The organism is Neptunomonas japonica DSM 18939 (genome assembly GCF_000422765.1).
GTDB classification, from domain to species: Bacteria; Pseudomonadota; Gammaproteobacteria; order Pseudomonadales; family Balneatricaceae; genus Neptunomonas; species Neptunomonas japonica.
This window is the reverse complement of the sequence record NZ_AUGR01000001.1, coordinates 153,991-173,593: the sequence shown is the minus strand read 5'-3', so window position 1 is coordinate 173,593 and position 19,603 is coordinate 153,991. Positions and strand designations below refer to the sequence as shown.

The 19,603-nt window shown below is 44.1% G+C and carries 16 protein-coding genes; 8 read left to right on the top strand and 8 right to left on the bottom strand.

The features are described from left to right. Positions 1-72 precede the first annotated feature (72 nt). Positions 73-1,347 carry an O-acetylhomoserine aminocarboxypropyltransferase/cysteine synthase family protein gene (locus G511_RS0100825; protein ID WP_028467915.1) on the top strand — a complete coding sequence of 425 codons (1,275 nt, stop codon included), beginning with the start codon at positions 73-75 and terminating at the stop codon, positions 1,345-1,347. A 68-nt stretch (positions 1,348-1,415) separates the two neighbouring features. Here the strand turns inward: G511_RS0100825 and can are convergent, their stop codons facing one another. Both can and hemE read right to left on the bottom strand, forming a co-directional pair. Then, positions 1,416-2,078 (bottom strand): carbonate dehydratase, encoded by a 663-nt coding sequence (gene can, locus G511_RS21490; protein ID WP_036550807.1) that lies wholly within the window; start codon positions 2,076-2,078, stop codon positions 1,416-1,418. Between the two features lie 114 nt (positions 2,079-2,192). Further along, a complete protein-coding gene (gene hemE / locus G511_RS0100815) occupies positions 2,193-3,257 on the bottom strand; it encodes a uroporphyrinogen decarboxylase (protein WP_028467914.1) in 1,065 nt (354 codons plus the stop codon). 235 nt (positions 3,258-3,492) lie between these two features. Between hemE and G511_RS0100810 the strand changes: the two genes are divergently transcribed. Beyond that, the gene (locus tag G511_RS0100810) at positions 3,493-4,254 is read left to right on the top strand and encodes an AraC family transcriptional regulator (protein ID WP_028467913.1); all 762 of its coding nucleotides are present in this window, start codon (positions 3,493-3,495) and stop codon (positions 4,252-4,254) included. Positions 4,255-4,379: 125 nt separating this feature from the next. Here G511_RS0100810 and purK read toward each other — a convergent pair whose 3' ends face one another. Continuing rightward, complete coding sequence (gene purK, locus G511_RS0100805; RefSeq protein WP_028467912.1) at positions 4,380-5,447, bottom strand: 5-(carboxyamino)imidazole ribonucleotide synthase; 1,068 nt, start codon at positions 5,445-5,447, stop codon at positions 4,380-4,382. Next, complete coding sequence (purE, locus tag G511_RS0100800) at positions 5,447-5,938, bottom strand: 5-(carboxyamino)imidazole ribonucleotide mutase (RefSeq protein WP_028467911.1); 492 nt, start codon at positions 5,936-5,938, stop codon at positions 5,447-5,449. The genes purK and purE overlap by 1 nt, the downstream gene beginning before the upstream one ends. A gap of 309 nt (positions 5,939-6,247) precedes the next feature. On the opposite strand from purE, the gene putA reads away from it, so the two are divergent. From putA to putP, 3 genes are all read left to right on the top strand, one after another. After that, the gene (gene putA, locus G511_RS21485) at positions 6,248-9,415 is read left to right on the top strand and encodes a bifunctional proline dehydrogenase/L-glutamate gamma-semialdehyde dehydrogenase PutA (RefSeq protein ID WP_051221373.1); all 3,168 of its coding nucleotides are present in this window, start codon (positions 6,248-6,250) and stop codon (positions 9,413-9,415) included. Between the two features lie 13 nt (positions 9,416-9,428). After that, positions 9,429-10,136 (top strand): hypothetical protein, encoded by a 708-nt coding sequence (locus G511_RS21480; RefSeq protein WP_051221368.1) that lies wholly within the window; start codon positions 9,429-9,431, stop codon positions 10,134-10,136. A 128-nt stretch (positions 10,137-10,264) separates the two neighbouring features. Continuing rightward, entirely contained in the window at positions 10,265-11,755 is a 1,491-nt protein-coding gene (putP, locus tag G511_RS0100780) for a sodium/proline symporter PutP (protein ID WP_028467909.1), read from the top strand. A gap of 109 nt (positions 11,756-11,864) precedes the next feature. Here putP and G511_RS0100775 read toward each other — a convergent pair whose 3' ends face one another. The 4 genes from G511_RS0100775 to G511_RS0100760 all read right to left on the bottom strand — a co-directional run bounded on the left by G511_RS0100775 (position 11,865) and on the right by G511_RS0100760 (position 16,175). Continuing rightward, complete coding sequence (locus tag G511_RS0100775) at positions 11,865-12,797, bottom strand: LysR family transcriptional regulator (protein WP_028467908.1); 933 nt, start codon at positions 12,795-12,797, stop codon at positions 11,865-11,867. Between the two features lie 310 nt (positions 12,798-13,107). After that, a complete protein-coding gene (locus G511_RS0100770) occupies positions 13,108-14,055 on the bottom strand; it encodes a Bug family tripartite tricarboxylate transporter substrate binding protein (protein ID WP_028467907.1) in 948 nt (315 codons plus the stop codon). 120 nt (positions 14,056-14,175) lie between these two features. Further along, positions 14,176-15,696 carry a tripartite tricarboxylate transporter permease gene (locus G511_RS0100765; protein WP_028467906.1) on the bottom strand — a complete coding sequence of 507 codons (1,521 nt, stop codon included), beginning with the start codon at positions 15,694-15,696 and terminating at the stop codon, positions 14,176-14,178. A gap of 14 nt (positions 15,697-15,710) precedes the next feature. Next, entirely contained in the window at positions 15,711-16,175 is a 465-nt protein-coding gene (locus G511_RS0100760) for a tripartite tricarboxylate transporter TctB family protein (RefSeq protein WP_028467905.1), read from the bottom strand. Positions 16,176-17,026: 851 nt separating this feature from the next. On the opposite strand from G511_RS0100760, the gene G511_RS0100750 reads away from it, so the two are divergent. Genes G511_RS0100750 through G511_RS0100740 form a run of 3 tightly spaced genes read left to right on the top strand, consistent with a single transcriptional unit; the run spans position 17,027 to position 19,381 of the window. Then, positions 17,027-17,374: a RidA family protein gene (locus G511_RS0100750; RefSeq protein WP_028467904.1), complete on the top strand. Its 348-nt coding sequence runs from the start codon at positions 17,027-17,029 to the stop codon at positions 17,372-17,374. Between the two features lie 36 nt (positions 17,375-17,410). Further along, complete coding sequence (locus G511_RS0100745; RefSeq protein WP_028467903.1) at positions 17,411-18,652, top strand: NAD(P)/FAD-dependent oxidoreductase; 1,242 nt, start codon at positions 17,411-17,413, stop codon at positions 18,650-18,652. Between the two features lie 12 nt (positions 18,653-18,664). Then, positions 18,665-19,381 (top strand): aspartate/glutamate racemase family protein, encoded by a 717-nt coding sequence (locus G511_RS0100740; protein WP_028467902.1) that lies wholly within the window; start codon positions 18,665-18,667, stop codon positions 19,379-19,381. Positions 19,382-19,603 lie beyond the last annotated feature (222 nt).

The following is a 19,603-nucleotide window of genomic DNA, read 5'->3' as shown; positions in this document are numbered from 1 at the left end:
ACCTACTATTTTTATCGTATTATCGAACAAACGATAACAAGCCCTTAATAAAAAACATCCAAGGAGCGCTACATGAAACTGGAAACCATTGCCGTTCATGGCGGTTACACGCCAGATCCAACGACTAAAGCGGTTGCTGTCCCTATTTACCAAACAGCTTCTTATGCGTTTGATGATGCCCAACATGGTGCAGACCTGTTTGACTTAAAGGTCCCTGGTAATATTTATACACGTATCATGAACCCAACCACCGATGTCCTTGAGAAACGTGCGGCAGAACTAGAAGGAGGCATCGCAGCATTAGCAGTTGCTTCTGGTATGTCCGCTATTACTTATACCATCCAGACACTAGCGGAAGTAGGCGATAACATCGTTTCTACTAGCGAGCTCTATGGTGGCACATACAATTTGTTTGCTCATACTCTACCACGCCAAGGGATCAAGGTTCGTTTTGCAAACAAAGATGATTTCGCTGCAATTGAAGCGCACATCGACGAGCAAACTAAAGGCATTTTTTGCGAATCTATCGGCAACCCTTCAGGTGGCATTGCTGATATTGAGAAATTAGCAGAGATTGCACATCGACATGGCGTACCTTTAATTGTGGATAACACAGTCGCAAGCCCGCTGATGTGGCGCCCTATTGAGCAAGGTGCTGATATTGTTGTGCATGCTGCCACAAAATACATGGGTGGGCACGGCAACTCTTTAGCTGGCGTTATCATTGATTCGGGTAACTTCCCGTGGGCTGAGAACAAAGCACGTTTCCCTTTACTGAACGAACCAGATGCTTCATACCACGGCGTTATTTACACAGAAGCCTTTGGTCCTGCTGCATTTATCGGTCGCTGTCGCGTGGTTCCATTACGTAACATGGGCGCAGCTCTCTCCCCTATGAATGCTTTCCTAATTCTGCAAGGCATCGAAACGCTAGCACTTCGGATGGAGCGTGTTAATGCTAACACTCAAACGATTGCTGAATATTTAGAAAGCCATGATCAAGTTGCATGGGTGAACTATGCAGGCTTAGAAAGCCATAAAGATCACGCATTAGCGAAGAAATACATGAATGGACAAGCATCAGGTATTTTAAGCTTTGGCGTCACTGGTGGCCGCGAAGCTACCCGCAAATTCTATGACGCTTTAGCTGTATTTGTGCGCTTGGTTAATATTGGAGACTGTAAATCACTCGCTTCAATTCCAGCCGAAACAACGCATCGTCAATTAAATGATGAAGAGTTAAAATCTGCGGGTGTTGCACCAGAAATGATTCGCCTATCTATTGGTATTGAACACATAGACGATCTACTGACTGATCTTGAACAAGCACTAGCTAGCACTAAGTAAAAGCTTAATACTTGTATTACCTATCCCCTGCAGTAAAAACCTGCAGGGGATACTTTAAAGAAGATGAATCATTTGGCGCCAGCAAGCTGATTAATCGATTCCACAGCTTCGTGATAACCAGACTCAATAAGACTCGGCTCAGATATACAAAAATTCAGATCTCTTACTAAGCCGTTATCTAAACCATATACCCACGCATGTACAGAAAGATCTTGTCCTATTCCCCATGCTTCTTGGGCAATGGTGGTATTACATACATTGTATGCTTGCTCAATTACATTAAGTTCGCATAGTCGTTCTAAATACTCAGTCTGATCAGACCAAACCGACAATAAATCACGATGTTTAGTATCAATGTCGCGGATATGACGTAACCAATTATCAATCAAGCCATGCGGTTTCGATTCAATGGCAGCTCGCACACCACCACAACCGTAATGTCCTACCACCATAATATGCTTCACTTTTAATACGGTCACAGCATACTGAATAACTGATAAACAATTCATATCGGTGTGGATAACAAGGTTTGATACATTTCGATGAACAAAGATATCGCCCGGAAGCATTCCGACGATTTCATTGGCAGGTACACGGCTATCCGAGCAACCAATCCATAAATAATCAGGTGCTTGCTGCTTCGCTAGCGTAGCAAAAAAATCTGGATTTTCTTCCGTTATTTTGTCCGCCCAAGAACGATTACTATCAAAAAGGTGCTGTAATTTTTTCATATTAATCCGTAAAAGTTAGGTATAAAGATTCAGATATAAAATCCCGTCGACAAAAGATAATTAATAAAAAGGGACAGTGAAGTCCCTTTTATTAAAGCATATTAATGATGCAAATCAGACATGGTATTTAGCGCTGAGTTCATGCACTGCATCAACAAATACTTTTGCATGTTCAGGGTCAGCAAACTGATGTATGCCATGGCCAAGGTTAAATACATGGCCATTACCTGTACCAAAGCGTTGTAAGATATCTGCAACCTCCTGACGAATACGCTCAGGGTGTGCATACAATACTGATGGATCCATATTACCTTGTAACGCTACTTTATCCCCAACACGGCGGCGTGCGTCATCAATATCCGTAGTCCAGTCAAGACCTAGTGCATCAGCACCAGCGTCAGCCATCACTTCTAACCACTGCCCACCATTCTTGGTGAACATAATAACCGGCACTTTACGGCCATCATGTTCACGAATTAAACCGGAGATGATTTTACGCATGTAATCTAAAGAGAATGCCTTATACATGTCACCGCTAAGCACGCCACCCCAAGTATCAAAAATTTGTACGGCCTGAGCACCGCTCAAAATTTGCTCATTAAGATAGTTAGTTACTGACTGCGCCAGCTTATTTAGCAGCTCATGCAGCACCTGTGGCTCAGCGTACATCATCTTTTTAAGATGACGGAAATCTTTTGAAGAACCACCCTCAACCATATAGGTTGCTAGCGTCCAAGGGCTTCCAGAGAAACCAATCAATGGTACTCGACCTTTCAACTCTGAGCGAATTTCTTTAACAGCATTCATTACATAGTCAAGATCGGTAGCTGCATCTGGTACTTTTAACGCTTCAACATCTTGCTCGGTACGAACAACTTTTTTAAAACGCGGACCTTCTCCCTCTTCGAAATACAATCCCAGATCCATTGCATCAGGGATTGTCAGAATATCAGAGAATAGAATTGCAGCATCAAGATCAAAGCGTTCCAATGGCTGAAGCGTTACTTCACACGCTAGCTCACGGTTCTTACAAAGACTCAGAAAGTCTCCTGCTAGCGCACGTGTTGCTTTATATTCTGGTAAATAACGCCCTGCCTGTCGCATCATCCAAACAGGTGTAACATCAACGGGTTCGCGCATTAGCGCACGTAAAAAGCGGTCGTTTTGTAATTCAGCCATGTCGATTTCAGCCATCTAAAGTTTCTTTCAATGGGGGCGTATTCTACCGATTTTTAAGAGGAAATGCGCTCTAATTAGACGATCAACATCAAAGAAGCCATCGCTAACTCTATTTGATTCCCATGGAACCATTGAATTTTTGCTGTACAATTATCAATCAGTACGGTTTTTCAGAAAATATGCCGACTTAATTATAAATATAACAAACCCAGTTCAAACTACGGCAAGCACTATCGTGACGACTACAGAGTTGCTGACATTACCTGACACCGCCAACAACCATGACCACAAGTACCACCAGCTGGTTTTTGGATTAGAAGGCAATACCGAGTTTGATATTCAAGGTCGCGGGGCCAATGTGGGTCTTGGCAAAGGTTGCCTAGTTCCTTCAGCAACAGAGCATGCTTTTTGTGGGATGGGAGACAACCGTATTGTTGTCATTAATATCGAAACGGCAAAACTAAACTCTGCCACACTACAAACACAAGTATCTCGCCTGTTTGATAAAGCCTCATACTTTTCACTAGACAGCCAAAGACAAGTCTTACTGCAAGCTATTTGCCAAGAAATAAAGCAAACACCTGCCGACTCTCCTCTACTACAGGCATGTGGTAATACCTTATTGCTTTCTATGCAAAATCTCATGAGCGAGCCTTCACCACGGCGAATGAACACTCAGATTGATTTAGCAGCGCTAGATCTTTACATCCAATTAAATATGCATCGTAAAATATCTATTGCAGAACTCGCTGGAAGCGTTTTTTTAAGCCCAAGCCATTTCCATAGCTGCTTTAAGGAAAAAGCAGGCATTACACCTCATCAATATGTATTGCTAAAACGTTTAGAGCGAGGAAAAGAAAAGTTAGCTGCCGGATGGACAATACTGCAAACCGCTGAACATTGTGGCTTTAGCAGCCAGAGCGCATTTACACATGCATTTCGTGACCATTTCAATATCACGCCAGCACGTTGCCAGAAAACCATCATTGAGTATTAATTAAACAACAGATGAGCCACACCGCCTTAAGCTTTATAGAAGGTTTAAACAAAAAACGCCGTTGAAGTTCAACGGCGTTAATGTTTTTTGCTAATCACATATTATCTAAGCATAAAGCTACTAGCTTATTTCAAGTTATCAGCGACCCAGCTAAATACTTCGGGGTAAGGTTCAGGAAAGCTTGAAGCCAGTTGACTCAAAGATGAGTTCAACTGCTGTGAGTCATTCAATGTAAGGTTGATATGTCCTACTTTTCGCCCAACTCTCACTTCTTTTCCGTACCAATATAATTCAGCACCTTCAACGCCAAGCCAATCATTATTGCGCTCAACACCGATCAAGTTAATCATCACAGACTGGCCTTTCACTACGGCCTTGCTCATTGGCAAACCTGCTACAGCACGAATATGTGATTCAAACTGGCTGATACTTGTTCCTGATTGAGTCCAATGCCCACTATTATGTACACGAGGAGCGAGTTCATTCACCATCAAGTGCTCTCCGACACGAAAGCACTCCATCGCCATCACACCAACATACTCAAGAGAAGTCAGCAGTTTACCCAGCATCTCTTCCGCTTCTGCCTGAACACCCGACAAACGCTCCAAAGGCGCAATGGATGCCATGAGTATGCCATTAACATGCAGGTTCAGCGCCAGTGGGTAAAAATACAAATTACCCTCCTTATCTCTAGCTCCGACAAGAGACACTTCTTCATCAAACGGTATTTTCTGTTCTGCAATGGCTTCTTGATGCCAACCTTCAGGGAATTCTGTTCCTTCCGGTTGCTTCAGCCAATATTGACCGCGTCCATCATAACCACCCGTACGACGCTTCAGGAGTACGGTTTCACCTAATGACTGATAGAGTGATTGTGCTTGAGTATCAGAATCCACCAGCTGCCACGGTGCTGTGGCAATCTGTAATTCATCAAGTAGCTGCTTCTGCGTGAAGCGGTCTGCCAAACGCGGGAACACTTCTCGATTAATAAAGTGAGGATGCTTTGAAAGCACCTTGGTTGCATTCGTTTCAGGCCACAGCTCTATTTCAGCAGTAACAACATCATCATCTGCCAACTCAACGCTCTGGGACTGATTAAAATCAACCGGCACAACCTCAACATTTAGCGGCGTCGCCGCATGGCGCATCATTGCTCCTAGCTGACCTGCACCCAATACCCATACTTTACTCATTAGACTTCTCGTGGATCAGGGTTTTCTAAAATAGTATCCGTCTGCGCTTTGCGAAATGCTTCCAAACGATGCGCTAACTCAGCATCGGTGTTGGCAAGAATTTGTGCTGCCATCAAGCCAGCATTAAAAGCACCGGCAGAACCAATGGCCAATGTGCCAACAGCAATCCCTTTAGGCATCTGAACAATTGATAGCAAGCTATCCATACCATTCAGCGCTTTGCTCTGCACTGGAACACCTAAAACAGGAAGGCGCGTTTTTGAAGCAACCATGCCAGGTAAATGTGCGGCACCGCCAGCCCCTGCAATAATTACCTGATAGCCCGCATCAACGGCACCAGAGGAAAAAGAAAATAGCTTATCAGGTGTACGGTGTGCTGAAACGACTTCTACATGGTGAGGTACCTGAAGCTCGTCCAGGATCTCGGTGGCTAATTTCATGGTATCCCAATCACTTTTAGAACCCATGATAATGGCGACTTTCGGTTGCATATAACTCGATCCGATCTAATTAATTGTACTAAAAAGAAGCGCTATCCAAAATAACGCCGCAAAAGCGGATCATAGCAAATTCCAGACAATTGATCGCTTAAAAACTGGAATTTCCCCTCATCACCCTTCATGTTTATAAAGAAAACATCCAAAAAAGACCTTAAAGGGAGGTAAAACAGAGCTTTTTGCAAAACAAGCCAAGTTTTTCGCAAGACGAAAGCGACCAGTTGGCCATACAGTTGAACCATCATGATATTCGTGACCCATGGCGCAGCTATCGACCGTCCAACATGTTTAGGGAGCATAACTATGTTCAAAGCCACCGACATCTTTAATCCTGATTTTTTAGATCAGCCACTCCCACACATTTGGGAACTCATTTCGCCACTCTACTCAGTAGATGAAACGAGTTGGTTAAAAGAGCTGTTGCCATTAGCCACACCTAACACAAATGAACGCCAACAGATCACTCAAGGTGCGACTACGCTAATCGAGCAAGTGCGCGCAGATGATGGTGCCATTCATATGATTGATGCATTGTTGCTGGAATACAGCTTAGACACACGTGAAGGAATCCTTCTCATGTGCCTTGCTGAAGCGCTCATGCGTATTCCTGATGCAGAAACAGCCGATGCGTTAATACGTGACAAGCTGTCGGTAGCTGATTGGAAAGCACACTTAAAGAACTCAGACTCTTTATTTGTAAACGCCTCTACATGGGGATTACTGCTGACTGGGAAAGTAGTATCCCTTGATAAAGATGAAGACGGCGAACCTTCAAACGTCATTAACCGCCTCGTCAATAAAATGTCTGAACCTGTCATCCGTAAAGTGATGAATCAGGCGATGAAAATAATGGGCCATCAGTTTGTGCTGGGACGCTCCATTAAAGAAGCACTAAAGCGTGGCCGTAACGACCGCGACAAAGGCTATACTTACTCTTTCGACATGCTAGGTGAAGCAGCCCTAACTTCACAAGATGCTGATAAGTACTTCAAGGATTATAAACAGGCCATTAGCGCTGTCGGAAAAGATAAGTACGAAGGAAGCGCGCCTAAACCGACGATATCTATCAAGCTGTCAGCTCTTCACCCGCGATATGAAGTGAGCCAAAAAGCACGCGTATTAGGAGAGATGAGCGATAAGGTACTTGAGCTCATCAGCCACGCGAGATCTCTCAATGTCGGCATTACCATCGATGCTGAAGAAGCGGATCGTTTAGAATTATCTTTAGAACTATTCCAGCAGCTATACCAGCACCCAAAAACCCGTGGTTGGGGTGAGCTAGGTCTAGTAGTACAGGCCTATTCAAAACGCGCATTACCTGTTTTGGCCTGGCTAGCAGCATTAGCCAAAAGCCAGGGAGATCGTATTCCATTGCGCTTGGTAAAAGGTGCTTACTGGGATAGCGAGATAAAAAATTGCCAACAGCGTGGCTTAAGCGGATATCCCGTTTATACACGTAAAGAAGCTACGGATACCGCTTACTTAGCATGCGCGCGATTCTTGCTAAGCGAAAATGTCCGAGGACATATTTATCCTCAGTTTGCTAGCCACAATGCGCATACCGTTGCTTCAGTAATAGCTATGGCTATGCACGATGAGTACGAATTCCAGCGCCTACACGGCATGGGGGATGCTCTTTATAATACGGTTATCAGAACGAACAATGTCGCTGTTCGTATTTATGCACCGGTAGGCAACCACAAAGACTTGCTGCCCTATTTAGTACGCCGCTTGTTAGAAAATGGGGCTAACAGCTCTTTTGTTCACCGTTTGGTGGATGCTCGTTGTCCTATTAGTGAACTAGTGGATCATCCTGCGGATGTATTAGCAGCACGAAAATCACTAGCCAACCCTCATATTCCACTTCCTGCAGAACTGTTTAGTGATGAGCGTAAGAACTCTTACGGTTACAACATTGAGATCGATGTAGAGTGGAACCACTTTAAAGCGATGATTGAGCCATTTATGGCAACTACCTGGCAAGCAGGTCCGATCATAAATGGTGAAGTGATATCTACAAATACCACGCCCTTTAGCGTTGTTGCTCCATACGATCGTCATCATACCGTTGGACAGGTTAATTTCGCCAGCGCTTCGCATGTAGACCTTGCTCTAGAACATGCTGAAAAAGCCTACCCTGCATGGCGCGATACGCCAGTAACGGAACGTGCCCAGGCTATAGAACGCTTAGCCGACTTACTAGAAGCCAATTACGGTGAGTTAATGGCACTATGTCATCGTGAAGCGGGCAAAACGTTACAAGATGGAATCGACGAAGTGCGTGAAGCCGTTGATTTTTGCCGTTATTACGCCGTCCAAGCTCGCTTGGCAATGAGTGAAACAGAAACATTACAGAACTTTGACCACTCAACTCTTGAAATAAGCCGTCAAGGGCGTGGTGTTTTCGTCTGTATATCACCATGGAATTTCCCCCTAGCAATATTCCTAGGACCAATAGCAGCAGCTTTGGCTGCCGGTAACACGGTTGTCGCCAAGCCTGCAGAACAAACTAGCCTTATTGCCTTTCGCGCTGTTCAACTAATGCTTGAGGCTGGTATCCCTGCAGGCGCTATTCAGCTACTTACCGGTGAAGGTGCGACACTCGGTGAGCCGTTAACTTCTGATAAACGTGTTGCTGGAGTTGCCTTTACTGGCTCAACAGGGACCGCCCAGCGTATTAACCGCTCACTAGCCAAACGCCAAGCAGACCCCGTTCCATTTATCGCCGAAACTGGCGGCCAGAATGCCATGCTAATCGACTCAACATGCTTACCTGAACAGGTTGTACGTGATGTTGTGCGCTCAGCTTTTGCATCTGCCGGGCAACGTTGTTCAGCGTTACGCGTGCTATTTGTCCAGCAAGATGTTGCTGATCGCATTATTCCAATGCTACGTGGAGCCATGCAAGAAAGCATCGTTGGAAACCCTGAATATCATCAAACAGATATTGGACCTGTCATCGATAAAAGGGCACAAGCCGGGCTTTTACAACATATTGAAGACATGAATAAAAACGCCTCTCTGATTGCTCAAACGCCGCTGCCATTTGATTCTGAGAAAGGTACTTTTGTTGCGCCAAGTGCATTTGAGATCTCAGGAATCGAGCAGTTAACGGAAGAGCAGTTCGGACCGATTCTTCACGTGGTTCGCTATAAAGCCTCTGAGCTTGACAGCATCATTGACAGTATCAATGCTAGCGGTTTTGGTCTAACCCTGGGTGTGCATACACGTAACGAAACCACCGCCAACCACATTACGCATCGCGTACGTGCAGGCAACATTTATATCAACCGTGATCAGGTCGGCGCAGTGGTAGGTGTGCAACCCTTTGGTGGACAAGGGCTGTCAGGAACAGGCCCTAAAGCGGGTGGGCCTCACTATTTAAAACGTTTCACGCGTGAAGTTCGAAAGACTCAGCCTCAAAGTACTCACGTTCCAAACACTCAAAGCCCCCTAAATAGCCAAGCATGAGCAGGAGATTAATATGACTACCCCAACATTAGCGAGCACTGTAAAAACTGCAGAATCTGCCTGGGAAGCTTGGAATACGTTAGGTGCTATAGCCCGAGTTGAATTGCTTAGTGTCGCGGCTAAAGAACTCAACCAACCCTTAGTTAACTGGCTCTTGGCACGGGTCACTAACACCATGCCAGACACTCTCCATTTACCAGGGCCTACAGGCGAAGCGAACAGCCTGCATTGGAGTGGCCGCGGGCTTATCGGTATTTGCTCAGGCGCCCCCAACTCACAAGATAGTGAGACTGTTCTAGCGTATGAAACAGCAATAGCGGCACAGTTATTCACCGCACTAGCAACCGGAAATGCAGTGGTTCTACAGTCATCCAATAAATATATGCACCGCTTACATTCAGCACTATTGAACGTTGGAGTACCAGCTGATGTCGTTCAAATCAGCAGCGCATCAATAGAAGAGCTAGCCAGCCATGAAGCCTTTCATGCCTATGCCTTTTGTGGACCCGATGCTGATGTAATAGCACTCAATACACAACTAGCACAACGCGACGGCATGCTAGCGCAACTCATTGCGGAAACAGATTTTAACACTTATGCGACACTAACAAGCCTTGATTATCCTTGGCGTTTTGTTACAGAAAGCACTCTCTCAGTGAACACCACTGCGGTTGGAGGTAATGCGACGTTATTGGAGCTTGGTGGCAAGAGCGATTCGTAACCTCAAAAAATGCTTATCGTCATATCCAAAAGTATAACGGTAAGCGTATGATCCACGGCTTATTTTCGCCCTCTCCAAAATAGGCCGATTCTAATAATAACTCTCAGACTCAACACGAGGTATGGTAAATGATCGCAAATAGCGGTGCCATTATTGGTACTTTTACGATTTATCTAGGACTCATGCTCGCCATTGGTGTGTATGCTTACCGACGCACAGCAAACTCTTCAGATTACTTTTTGGGTGGTCGCTCTCTAGGCCCTTGGCCAGCCGCATTATCGGCAGGCGCCTCAGATATGAGTGGCTGGTTACTTTTAGGCCTTCCAGGTTATGCATTTTCGTCTGGTTTAGAATCAATTTGGCTAGGGGCAGGCTTACTCATAGGGACTTGGTTAAACTGGTTATTAGTAGCCAAGCGTCTACGTACTTATAGTATTGAAGCAGACGATGCTCTCACACTACCTGAGTTCTTTGCTAACCGTTTCGAGGACAAATCAAACCTATTACAGGTTATTTCTGCCTTCTTTATTTTATTATTCTTCTTGTTCTATACAAGTTCAGGCTTAGTTGCTGGCGGTAAGCTATTTGAAACGGTCTTTGGACTGGATTACACCCTAGCAGTCATCATAGGCACCGTTTGTGTTGTGTCTTATACCTTATTTGGTGGTTTCTTAGCAGTGTCTTGGACAGATTTAGTGCAGGGCTTATTGATGGCTGCAGCGCTTATTCTTGTACCAATTATTGCTATTCAATCTGAAGGGGGTTTTGCTAACCTCTTTACTGCTCTAGAAATTAAAAACCCAGAATTGCTCACTATCTGGAACGATAGCAAAGGTGAACCACTCACAGCCATCGCTATTATTTCTTTAGCTGCATGGGGCTTAGGTTACTTCGGCCAGCCTCATATTTTGGCACGTTTTGCTGCAGTACGTAGTAATGCAGAGATCTCTACTGCTCGCCGTATTGCTGTTGTGTGGTCTGGGTTATCAATGGTCGGCGCTATACTAGTGGGCCTTGCCGGTATTATCTATGTAGATAATCAGCTGGGCGGAAACCTAGGCGACGGCGAAAAAATCTTCATGTTACTAGTCAATGCCATATTCCACCCTGTTGTTGCTGGTATTCTTTTAGCCGCGATTCTTGCAGCCATTATGAGTACAGCAGATTCTCAACTGTTGGTATCTTCTTCTGCACTAGCTGAAGACTTTTACAAACAGGTGTTCCGTAAAGACGCATCGCAAAAACAAGTTGTCATGGTAGGTAGAGTTGCTGTGATAGGCTTATCCCTTGTAGCACTGATGCTAGCAATGAATCCTGATAGCTCTGTATTAGGGTTGGTTTCTTATGCATGGGCAGGTTTTGGTGCTGCTTTTGGTCCAACGCTGATCCTAAGCTTGTACTGGAAGCGTATGAATCGCTTTGGCGCATTGGCAGGTGTTATTGTGGGTGGCTTAACGGTTGTTATCTGGAAACAGATCAGTGGAGGCATCTTTGATGTTTATGAAATAGTTCCGGGAATTATCTTTGCGGCACTATCAATTATCATTGTAAGCTTAGTAACCGCAGCACCGTCAGAATCAATTAAGCAGCGATTTGATAGCTACCTTGGCAAGTTATAAAACGTAGCTATACGCCTTAATATAAAGCCTCGTAAATACGAGGCTTTTTTGTTTTCACTGCAAGATATTTTAGTACACCACACAATCCAGCAACACCTAACTAGAACCATTACTCACCCCAACCAAGGAACTGCTCAGGGTTATCAAGAACATTTTCAATCTGCTTGCACAGTAGGTCAGCAAACTCCATGGCAATCATCGATGACGGGTTACCCGAGGGGAACATCAAACCTATACGTAAATGCACGTCAGGCTGAAAGCGACGAAAGACAACTTTGTCAGCTTGTGCGTACGTGGTGTAACTACTTGCTGATATAGGGTCAACAATAGATACACCAAGCCCCCGCTCAACAAACTTAAGCGCCGGAATAAAGAAGCGGGTTTGCAAACGCACATTCATACGATGCCCACCCGCTTCAAACAGCTGCATCAAATCATGGAATATCATATGATCTGGATGCAGGGTTATCATTGGCTCATCGTCAAGCATCTCGGGCGTAATCACCTCCTGCTCTGCCAACGGGTGATCAGCCGGTAGCGCACAAACACAAGGCAACTCGAACAGCCTATTTCTACCTAGCTTGGACTGATGCGTGGATATTTCAGCCAGACCCAAGTCGTATTGATTGGAAGCGACCCACTCAACGACAGCATCAGACGTTCGAGTCTGTAATGAGGCCTGAACCTTGGGATGGTCTTCCAAAAAATCTGCCAAAATATCTGGCACGAAGAAATTAGATGGCCCAGGCATACAACCGATGCGTAGAAAACCATACTGCTTGTTCTGTATATCCTGAACAGTCTGGCTTACATCCTGTATACGAGAGAAGATAGCTTCTACTTCTTTATATAAATAGTGAGCCTCAGGAGTGGGATACAGGCGTTTTTTATGCCGTTCAAACAATTGAAAACCAATATCGTTTTCCAGCGAGGTAATCATCATGCTCACTGCTGGTTGAGTTCGAAATAATTGTTTAGCGGCCTGTGAAACCGAACCACTTAACATCACCGCCCGAAAGGCTTCCATCTGCTTGAGGTTCATTATTTCACCTTTAAATATTAGATATACTGATGAACAACCCTAAAAATAGGTGTTTAATTATAGTTAAAGTAGAAATATAACGTACATCAGCATTCGATGCTTGTTCATGTAATCCAGTTTTAAGCTGGTAAGTTGCGCACAAGAAACCAGAAAACCGTCATGAAATAACAAAGAGAGGCAAAGCGTAGGCAAGAGATAAATATTGATTTGGGTATTGAATAGAAACTGTAGGGAGAATTGGCAGTGAAAAACTCAACGACAGCTCGATAACCAGAAAATACCGAGTGCCGTTGAATATCAGTTACGGCTATTATTTCTTAACTTTCGCAGCCGCCTCTTTCATGATGCCGTAAGTTTCTTTCATGTCACTTACCCACTCAGATCCATGACGATAATCAACTATTGCACCAATGTTCTGGTACGCAGCCAGCACTTTTGGATCTTCCATTGCTTTGGCAGTTGCAGCATTCAGTTTATCAACCACATCCTGAGGAACACCTTTTGGTGCAAACACACCCGACCAGCCTTCGAAGCTGCCTTTTACGCCATAATCTGCAAATGTCGGCACACCTGGAAATGCATCCATTTTCTGGTTCATAACCAGTGCACGTGCACGATCAGCCTTTACATGAGGGCCAAATGCAGGAGGGAATGAAACAGCAGAGTCAATGTGACCACCGACAACTGAAACCATAGAGTCTGCAGCGCCTTTTGCATGGACATACTTAACTTTATAGCCCATCTGTTCTGCAATGATGTTGGCTTGAATCGTACCTGAAGAGGTCGCACCCCAAGATCCCTGAGTTACTCTCTTACTCTTAGCGCCAGCAACAAAATCTTCAAATGTTTTGTAAGGGCTGTCTTTTGCAACGACTACCGCTAGCGGTACAGAAGTCATTTTAACCACGGGTGTAAAGCTATCAAAGTTATAAGGCGTTTTGCTGAAGTTAGGGGTTATTAACATGTTACTAAGACCCGCATTAATCAAGGTATAGCCATCTTTTTTTGCACGAGCAACAAACGATGTTCCAACAATACCGCCACCGCCTGTCTTATTAATAACAACCACAGGAACACCTAGCTCTTTTTCTACGGCGTCAGCCCAAATACGCGTCGTTAAATCAGAGTCACCACCCGCTCCCCAAGGAACGATAACATTGATTGGTTTCTCAGGATATTCAGCCAATGCTGCACCAGAAGCCAATGTTACAGCCAGCGCTGCGGTAAGAGTTGCTAGTATTTTTTTAGAGCTTTTCATACGTACTTCCTTCGATTTATTTATATTTATATTTAACGGTTTTCATATGGATTTTCGGCCTCAAGCAAAGACTAGTAACATAAAAGTTACTACCCAGCTAAGGAGGTTTGGTTTTCATATTCAGGTGGTTTTATTTTCTGCCGAAGCAGTAGCTTTCGCAGTTTTTCGCTTTACTCGCATACTGGAGAAAACAAAGAAAACAGACAGTGCTATAAACACCCATGAGAACGGTGATGCTAAGAACAGATAATAGTCAGTGCCAACGATCGACATTGCCTGATCTAAGTTTTGTTCTAGGAACGGTGTCAGAATAAAGCCGATGATAAATACAGCCGGATTTAAGCCCACTAACCTCATGCCGTAGCCCATCACAGTAAAGGCAATGAGAACAAGAATGTCATCCATGTTTTGTCCAGCAGTAAAGGCACCAGTGAAAGCAAACACAGTCACACAAGGGAAAATATAATAGCGACGCAACGACGCCATTTTCACGAAAAATTTGAATCCAGATCGAGCGATCACCAAAAGGAATAGATCGGTAATCAAGAAACCGGCGAAAATCGCGTAGATAATTTCAGTGTGCTCGAAAAAGATCATAGGGCCAGGTGTCAGGCCATGAATCAAAAAAGCCCCCATAAGCAATGCCGCTACATCATCACCAGGTATACTCAATGTCAGCATTGGAATCATGCTAGAGCCACACACTGCGTTATTAGCAGACTCTGCAGCAGCAATACCTTCGACTGACCCCTTGCCGTACTCTTCAGGTTTTTTAGCGGTACGTTTTGCTTCACCATAGGCAATAAAGGCTGCTGTACTAGAACCCAAACCTGGCAGGGCGCCAACAAAGGTACCAATACCACTGGATTTTAAAATAGTGCTAAACACATTTCGAAATTCTTTAAAACTAATGCGATTATCAGCAGGATTCGGAGAGTGAGTAATCGTCATCTCATGATGTGGAACCAGACGCCGTTTAATAACATTAAACACCTCAGGCATAACCAATATGCCGATCAGCATAGGCGTAAAGGTAAAACCACCCATCAATTCGGTATAACCAAAAGTAAAGCGTGCGGCCCCTGTAATAGTAGACATACCGACCATAGCAAACAGCATACCCAGACAGCACGATAGTAAGCCACGCGGGAGCGACTCTCCTGCCATAGAGCCTATAACGGTAAAAGCAAACAGCAGCAGGAATACTTTTTCTATAGGGCCTGCCTGCAATGAGATCAAAGAGATCGGAGCAGCAACTAAAATCAGTACTAATGTTGCCAGCATCTCACCTGTGACCGAGGCAAATAAAGACATATCGAGTGCCTTGCCCGCCTTACCGGCTTTCGTCAGTGCATTACCATCTTGAGCAGTAAGAAATGAGGCTGCGGCCCCAGGTGTATTAATCAAGATGGCTGAAATCGATCCTCCATAAATACCGGCTTTATATACAGCCAATAACATAGTGATACCTATGATTGGATCGACATAAAAGGTCATAGGCAAAATAATAGCGATCGCCATGATGGCAGATATGCCAGGAATAGCGCCAAAAATAATACCGATGATTACGCCAGCAATAATGCCCAAAATAGGACCTATCGCCAGAATAGAAGAGAAACCACTAATAATATTATCAAACATCTGATTTCCTCCCCTTAAAAAGACCACGTTGGCAAGTAGACTCGCAGAAACTCTTTAGAGCCATAATCGATCAGTACAGGGGTGATAACAGACATCGCGATAATAGGAACCCAGTCGCGACCTCCAAGGAGCATAGCAACAGCGATCATAATAAAGGGGGTGGCAACCAGAAAGCCTACGTAAGGCACAGCAAGCCAGTACACAATAAAGATCCCTATATAGATAAGGATACCGGAGAAGCCGTCAGTGCTGATCAGCTCCAAACCTTCAATCTTGGTACCTTTTGAAAGCTTCATTAGAGACTGGATAGCGATAGTCGCAGAAAAAATGATCATCAACCCCGCTACGACACGAGGTAAAAACATGGATCCTAGATCACTTTCAGCACCACCTTCAACTAGGTTGTTGTTGGTCAAGATAATCAAAGAAACAATAATCAAAAATGTCGATAATACGACGTCTATCTTTCTTCTATCCATTTTGCTACCCGAATGTTTCTTGTTTTTATAGGTTTCAGCAATGACTGTGACGAAGAACGTAAAGTTGCTGTAACAACTCAATTGCCAATATCACAGGACACTGATTCATTCAGTGTAAACAAACTTAATATAGATACAATTCTAAAAAATATTTGATTATATAAGTTTTTCTTATGTTATTTATCACACCATAGCTGTTCTCGACGACAGTATTTTAATAAGAGAGCTATGTAGTTGAGTGTTTATGTAACTGCGGGGTTCCTAAAAAATACTAGGGGGATATTTTTATTAATAAAATAGAAAAGACCACTTCGATAGAAAGTGAAGGAAACATGCTTTTGTGAAAACGAAACGCGGTTACCTCCGTTAGATTTGACGTCGATCTAACAAACTCAATCAACTTACTCCCTTGGTAAATACTGAATTTCAATAGTGGATGTGAACGCACACTGCCCTACATAAATATTCATTAATATAAAAAAATCTGATGAAATGTTAAATATTTACGATTTGTTATTATGTTTTTTAGTGTAAATAATAACTTCTTAAAGACTACTCCCTGGGTTGATTTAGCGAGTAGGCCGAATATAACAATAAAAGAAGATCTCGATGTACATACCCTTTGTAATCGGTGGCGATTATAAGAATCAGTATCTAGTACCTCGCACTTACAATCCTTCTCTTATTTATTTCGACGACCATATTTGAGTTATTTGTTCTCATAATCGAGCGCCTGTGAGCCGTTTACTTAATGATTTTAGCAACTAATCTCATCATCAAAAAAGGCGAGCGCTACGAACAACTTACTAGTACCGCTAGCCAACAAAAAACCAATAATAAGTGAGTAGGACATGATCCAACGCCAACATTCAAATCAACGTATGAGCCAACTAGTAAGCTTTGCAGGCCTAGTGTGGACTGCAGGCCAAGTCGCAAAAAAGCCATCCGAGAATATAACAGGGCAGACCCAGCAAGTTCTGGCACAAATAGATGAACTACTTAAAGATGCGGGGAGCGATAAGAGCCGTCTAATCAGCGCAAATATCTGGGTTTCTGACATGAGCCAATTCGCCCAAATGAACGCGGTGTGGGATGCATGGGTAGACAGTAAAAACACACCCGTCAGGGCCTGTGTGGAATCCCGTTTAGCACGACCGGAGCTGCTAGTAGAAATTCAGGTAATCGCAGCCAAAGCTTAAAATTGTGAGGCGTGATGGTTTCATCACGAAGTAAACATGCAAAATATACATATTGGAATCTTGGGGGCTGGCATCGTCGGTCTGTCCACCGCACTGTGCTTGCAAAAAGCGGGTTATAAGGTGACATTGATCGATAAGGAAGCACCTGGCATGGGTGCATCTTTCGGTAATGCTGGCTTATTTGCAGATTATGCCCGATTGCCGTTTGCCAAGTTTGCCATGATGAAAAAAATGCCTGGAATGCTGCTAGACAAAACCAGCCCGCTGTCTATGCAAGGGAGCTATTTACCTTCATTGATGCCTTACGGCTGGGGATTTTTCAAAGCCTGCTTCCCTACAAAGTACGTGCAAGGAAAAGAAGCACTGACATCGTTGCAAGCACATACGCAACTCGCTAATCAAGAATTATTGGACCTCACAGATGCTCAGGACTTGATTAAATCCGCAGGCTGCTTAGGTTTATTTGCAACAGAGGAAGGGGTTTTAAACGCTCAGAATGGCGATCTACGAGAACGTAGAGAGCAAGGTGTAAATCTCGAATTTCTGAATGCAAACCAGGTACACGACTTAGAACCAGATTTAGCAAATTTTCATGCCGGTGGAGTTTTTTATCCCGATACTCGTTTCACCATAAGCCCCGTTGAATTAAGCCGACGTTATGCCCTTTACTTCATTAACAACGGTGGAACAATCTTACAAGATGAAGTACAAGCGGTATTACCTAACGATAATGAAGTTACAGTGAAGCTAAGTGATAGCATCGTAAAATATGATCAAGTTGTGATCTGTACAGGTTTCTCCTCCAAAGCGATTCTTACAAAATTTGGAGTGAAAATCCCACTCGTCAGCGAACGTGGCTATCACCTAACGCTAGATATCGGCAAAAAATCTCTTAGTCGCCCAGTAGGCTGGCTAGATAAAGCCGTCTTCCTTACGCCAATGGAAGACGGTATACGCTTGGCAGGAACGGCAGAATTTGCATTCGCTGATGCACCACTAAACCCACAACGTGCTGATGAAATGTTGAAGCATGCCAAAGTAATGCTAGGCAGTGACCCTTCAATTAAGTCGACCTGGGTTGGTAGTCGTCCATCAACACCAGACTCTCTGCCAGTTATCGGGGCACTAGAGCAGCACCCGCGGATAAAAGTAGGGTTTGGTCATGGCCACTTAGGACTAACATTTGCTGCGATCACCGGCAAACTGATTACACAAAGTATACAGGGCCATGAACCAGCAGTGGACCTAAAACCATTCTCCGCCGCACGTTTTAACTGACAGGATATTTAAATGATAATCAAAGGTGGTATCAATGTATGCGGACTCACCATAGGTGTTATTTCCCTAGAGTCTTACTTCCCTAAACCGGCTGGGCACATTAAACACCCCGCCAGCTTTGACTTTCCCATCCTTTACAAGACAGTCAAAGGTGCCACTATTGACCGTCTTATCCGCGAACGAGACCCTGAACTGTTAAAACCATTTATAGAAGCCGCTCAGGAACTAGAACGTGAAGGCGTAAAAGCAATCACCGGCAGCTGCGGTTTTCTAGCCCTACATCAGAAAGAGATCGCCGATGCGGTTAATGTACCCGTATTTATGTCTAGCCTCATTCAAGTGCCATTGGTGTCTCGCTTATTAAAGCAGGATCAAAAAGTAGGGGTCGTCGTTGCCAACAGTGATGCACTGAGCGAAGATCACCTAAAAGGTGTCGGTATTGTTGCAGAGCCTATTGTAGTTGCAGGTATGCAGCACCAGAAACAGTTTGCAGAAGTCATCCTTCGTGGCGATACAGATGACCTAGATATGGATCTTTTTGAGGAGGAATTAAATTCCGTGGTTCAGAACATGTTGAACGAAAACCCAGAAGTAGGGGCAATCGTTCTTGAGTGCACCGACCTTTCGCACTTTGCACCGAAATTACAGAAAGAATTTGGCCTACCCATCTTTGATTTGAGCAGTCTGACTCGCATGGTGGCAGCGGCAGTGGATCGTCAAATAGCTTAATTTAAGTTTCACACAGTGCTAACTGCATATATAGAGAGCGCGACAAACGACGGTTTTGGATCTGTTCCACAGCCGTCATTTCATGCGTCGTTTATAAGTTTTGCAAATAACTTCACAAACTATGAAGTTTCAGTAAAGTTTTCAACGCTGTCAAAAACCTTTGATCATTCCATTTAGTACATCTTGTTTTTGTATACATCCCCTCTCCCACCATCATGATAA

Excerpts from the sequence above, each read along its gene's own strand:
- putA (WP_051221373.1), top strand. The coding sequence starts at position 6,248 with ATGTTCAAAGCCACCGACATCTTTAATCCTGATTTTTTAGATCAGCCA.
- G511_RS0100740 (WP_028467902.1), top strand. The coding sequence starts at position 18,665 with ATGATAATCAAAGGTGGTATCAATGTATGCGGACTCACCATAGGTGTT.
- G511_RS0100775 (WP_028467908.1), bottom strand. The coding sequence starts at position 12,797 with ATGAACCTCAAGCAGATGGAAGCCTTTCGGGCGGTGATGTTAAGTGGT.
- purE (WP_028467911.1), bottom strand. The coding sequence starts at position 5,938 with ATGCAACCGAAAGTCGCCATTATCATGGGTTCTAAAAGTGATTGGGAT.
- G511_RS21480 (WP_051221368.1), top strand. The coding sequence starts at position 9,429 with ATGACTACCCCAACATTAGCGAGCACTGTAAAAACTGCAGAATCTGCC.
- hemE (WP_028467914.1), bottom strand. The coding sequence starts at position 3,257 with ATGGCTGAATTACAAAACGACCGCTTTTTACGTGCGCTAATGCGCGAA.
- can (WP_036550807.1), bottom strand. The coding sequence starts at position 2,078 with ATGAAAAAATTACAGCACCTTTTTGATAGTAATCGTTCTTGGGCGGAC.
- G511_RS0100745 (WP_028467903.1), top strand. The coding sequence starts at position 17,411 with ATGCAAAATATACATATTGGAATCTTGGGGGCTGGCATCGTCGGTCTG.
- purK (WP_028467912.1), bottom strand. The coding sequence starts at position 5,447 with ATGAGTAAAGTATGGGTATTGGGTGCAGGTCAGCTAGGAGCAATGATG.
- G511_RS0100770 (WP_028467907.1), bottom strand. The coding sequence starts at position 14,055 with ATGAAAAGCTCTAAAAAAATACTAGCAACTCTTACCGCAGCGCTGGCT.
- G511_RS0100760 (WP_028467905.1), bottom strand. The coding sequence starts at position 16,175 with ATGGATAGAAGAAAGATAGACGTCGTATTATCGACATTTTTGATTATT.
- G511_RS0100825 (WP_028467915.1), top strand. The coding sequence starts at position 73 with ATGAAACTGGAAACCATTGCCGTTCATGGCGGTTACACGCCAGATCCA.
- G511_RS0100750 (WP_028467904.1), top strand. The coding sequence starts at position 17,027 with ATGATCCAACGCCAACATTCAAATCAACGTATGAGCCAACTAGTAAGC.
- G511_RS0100765 (WP_028467906.1), bottom strand. The coding sequence starts at position 15,696 with ATGTTTGATAATATTATTAGTGGTTTCTCTTCTATTCTGGCGATAGGT.
- putP (WP_028467909.1), top strand. The coding sequence starts at position 10,265 with ATGATCGCAAATAGCGGTGCCATTATTGGTACTTTTACGATTTATCTA.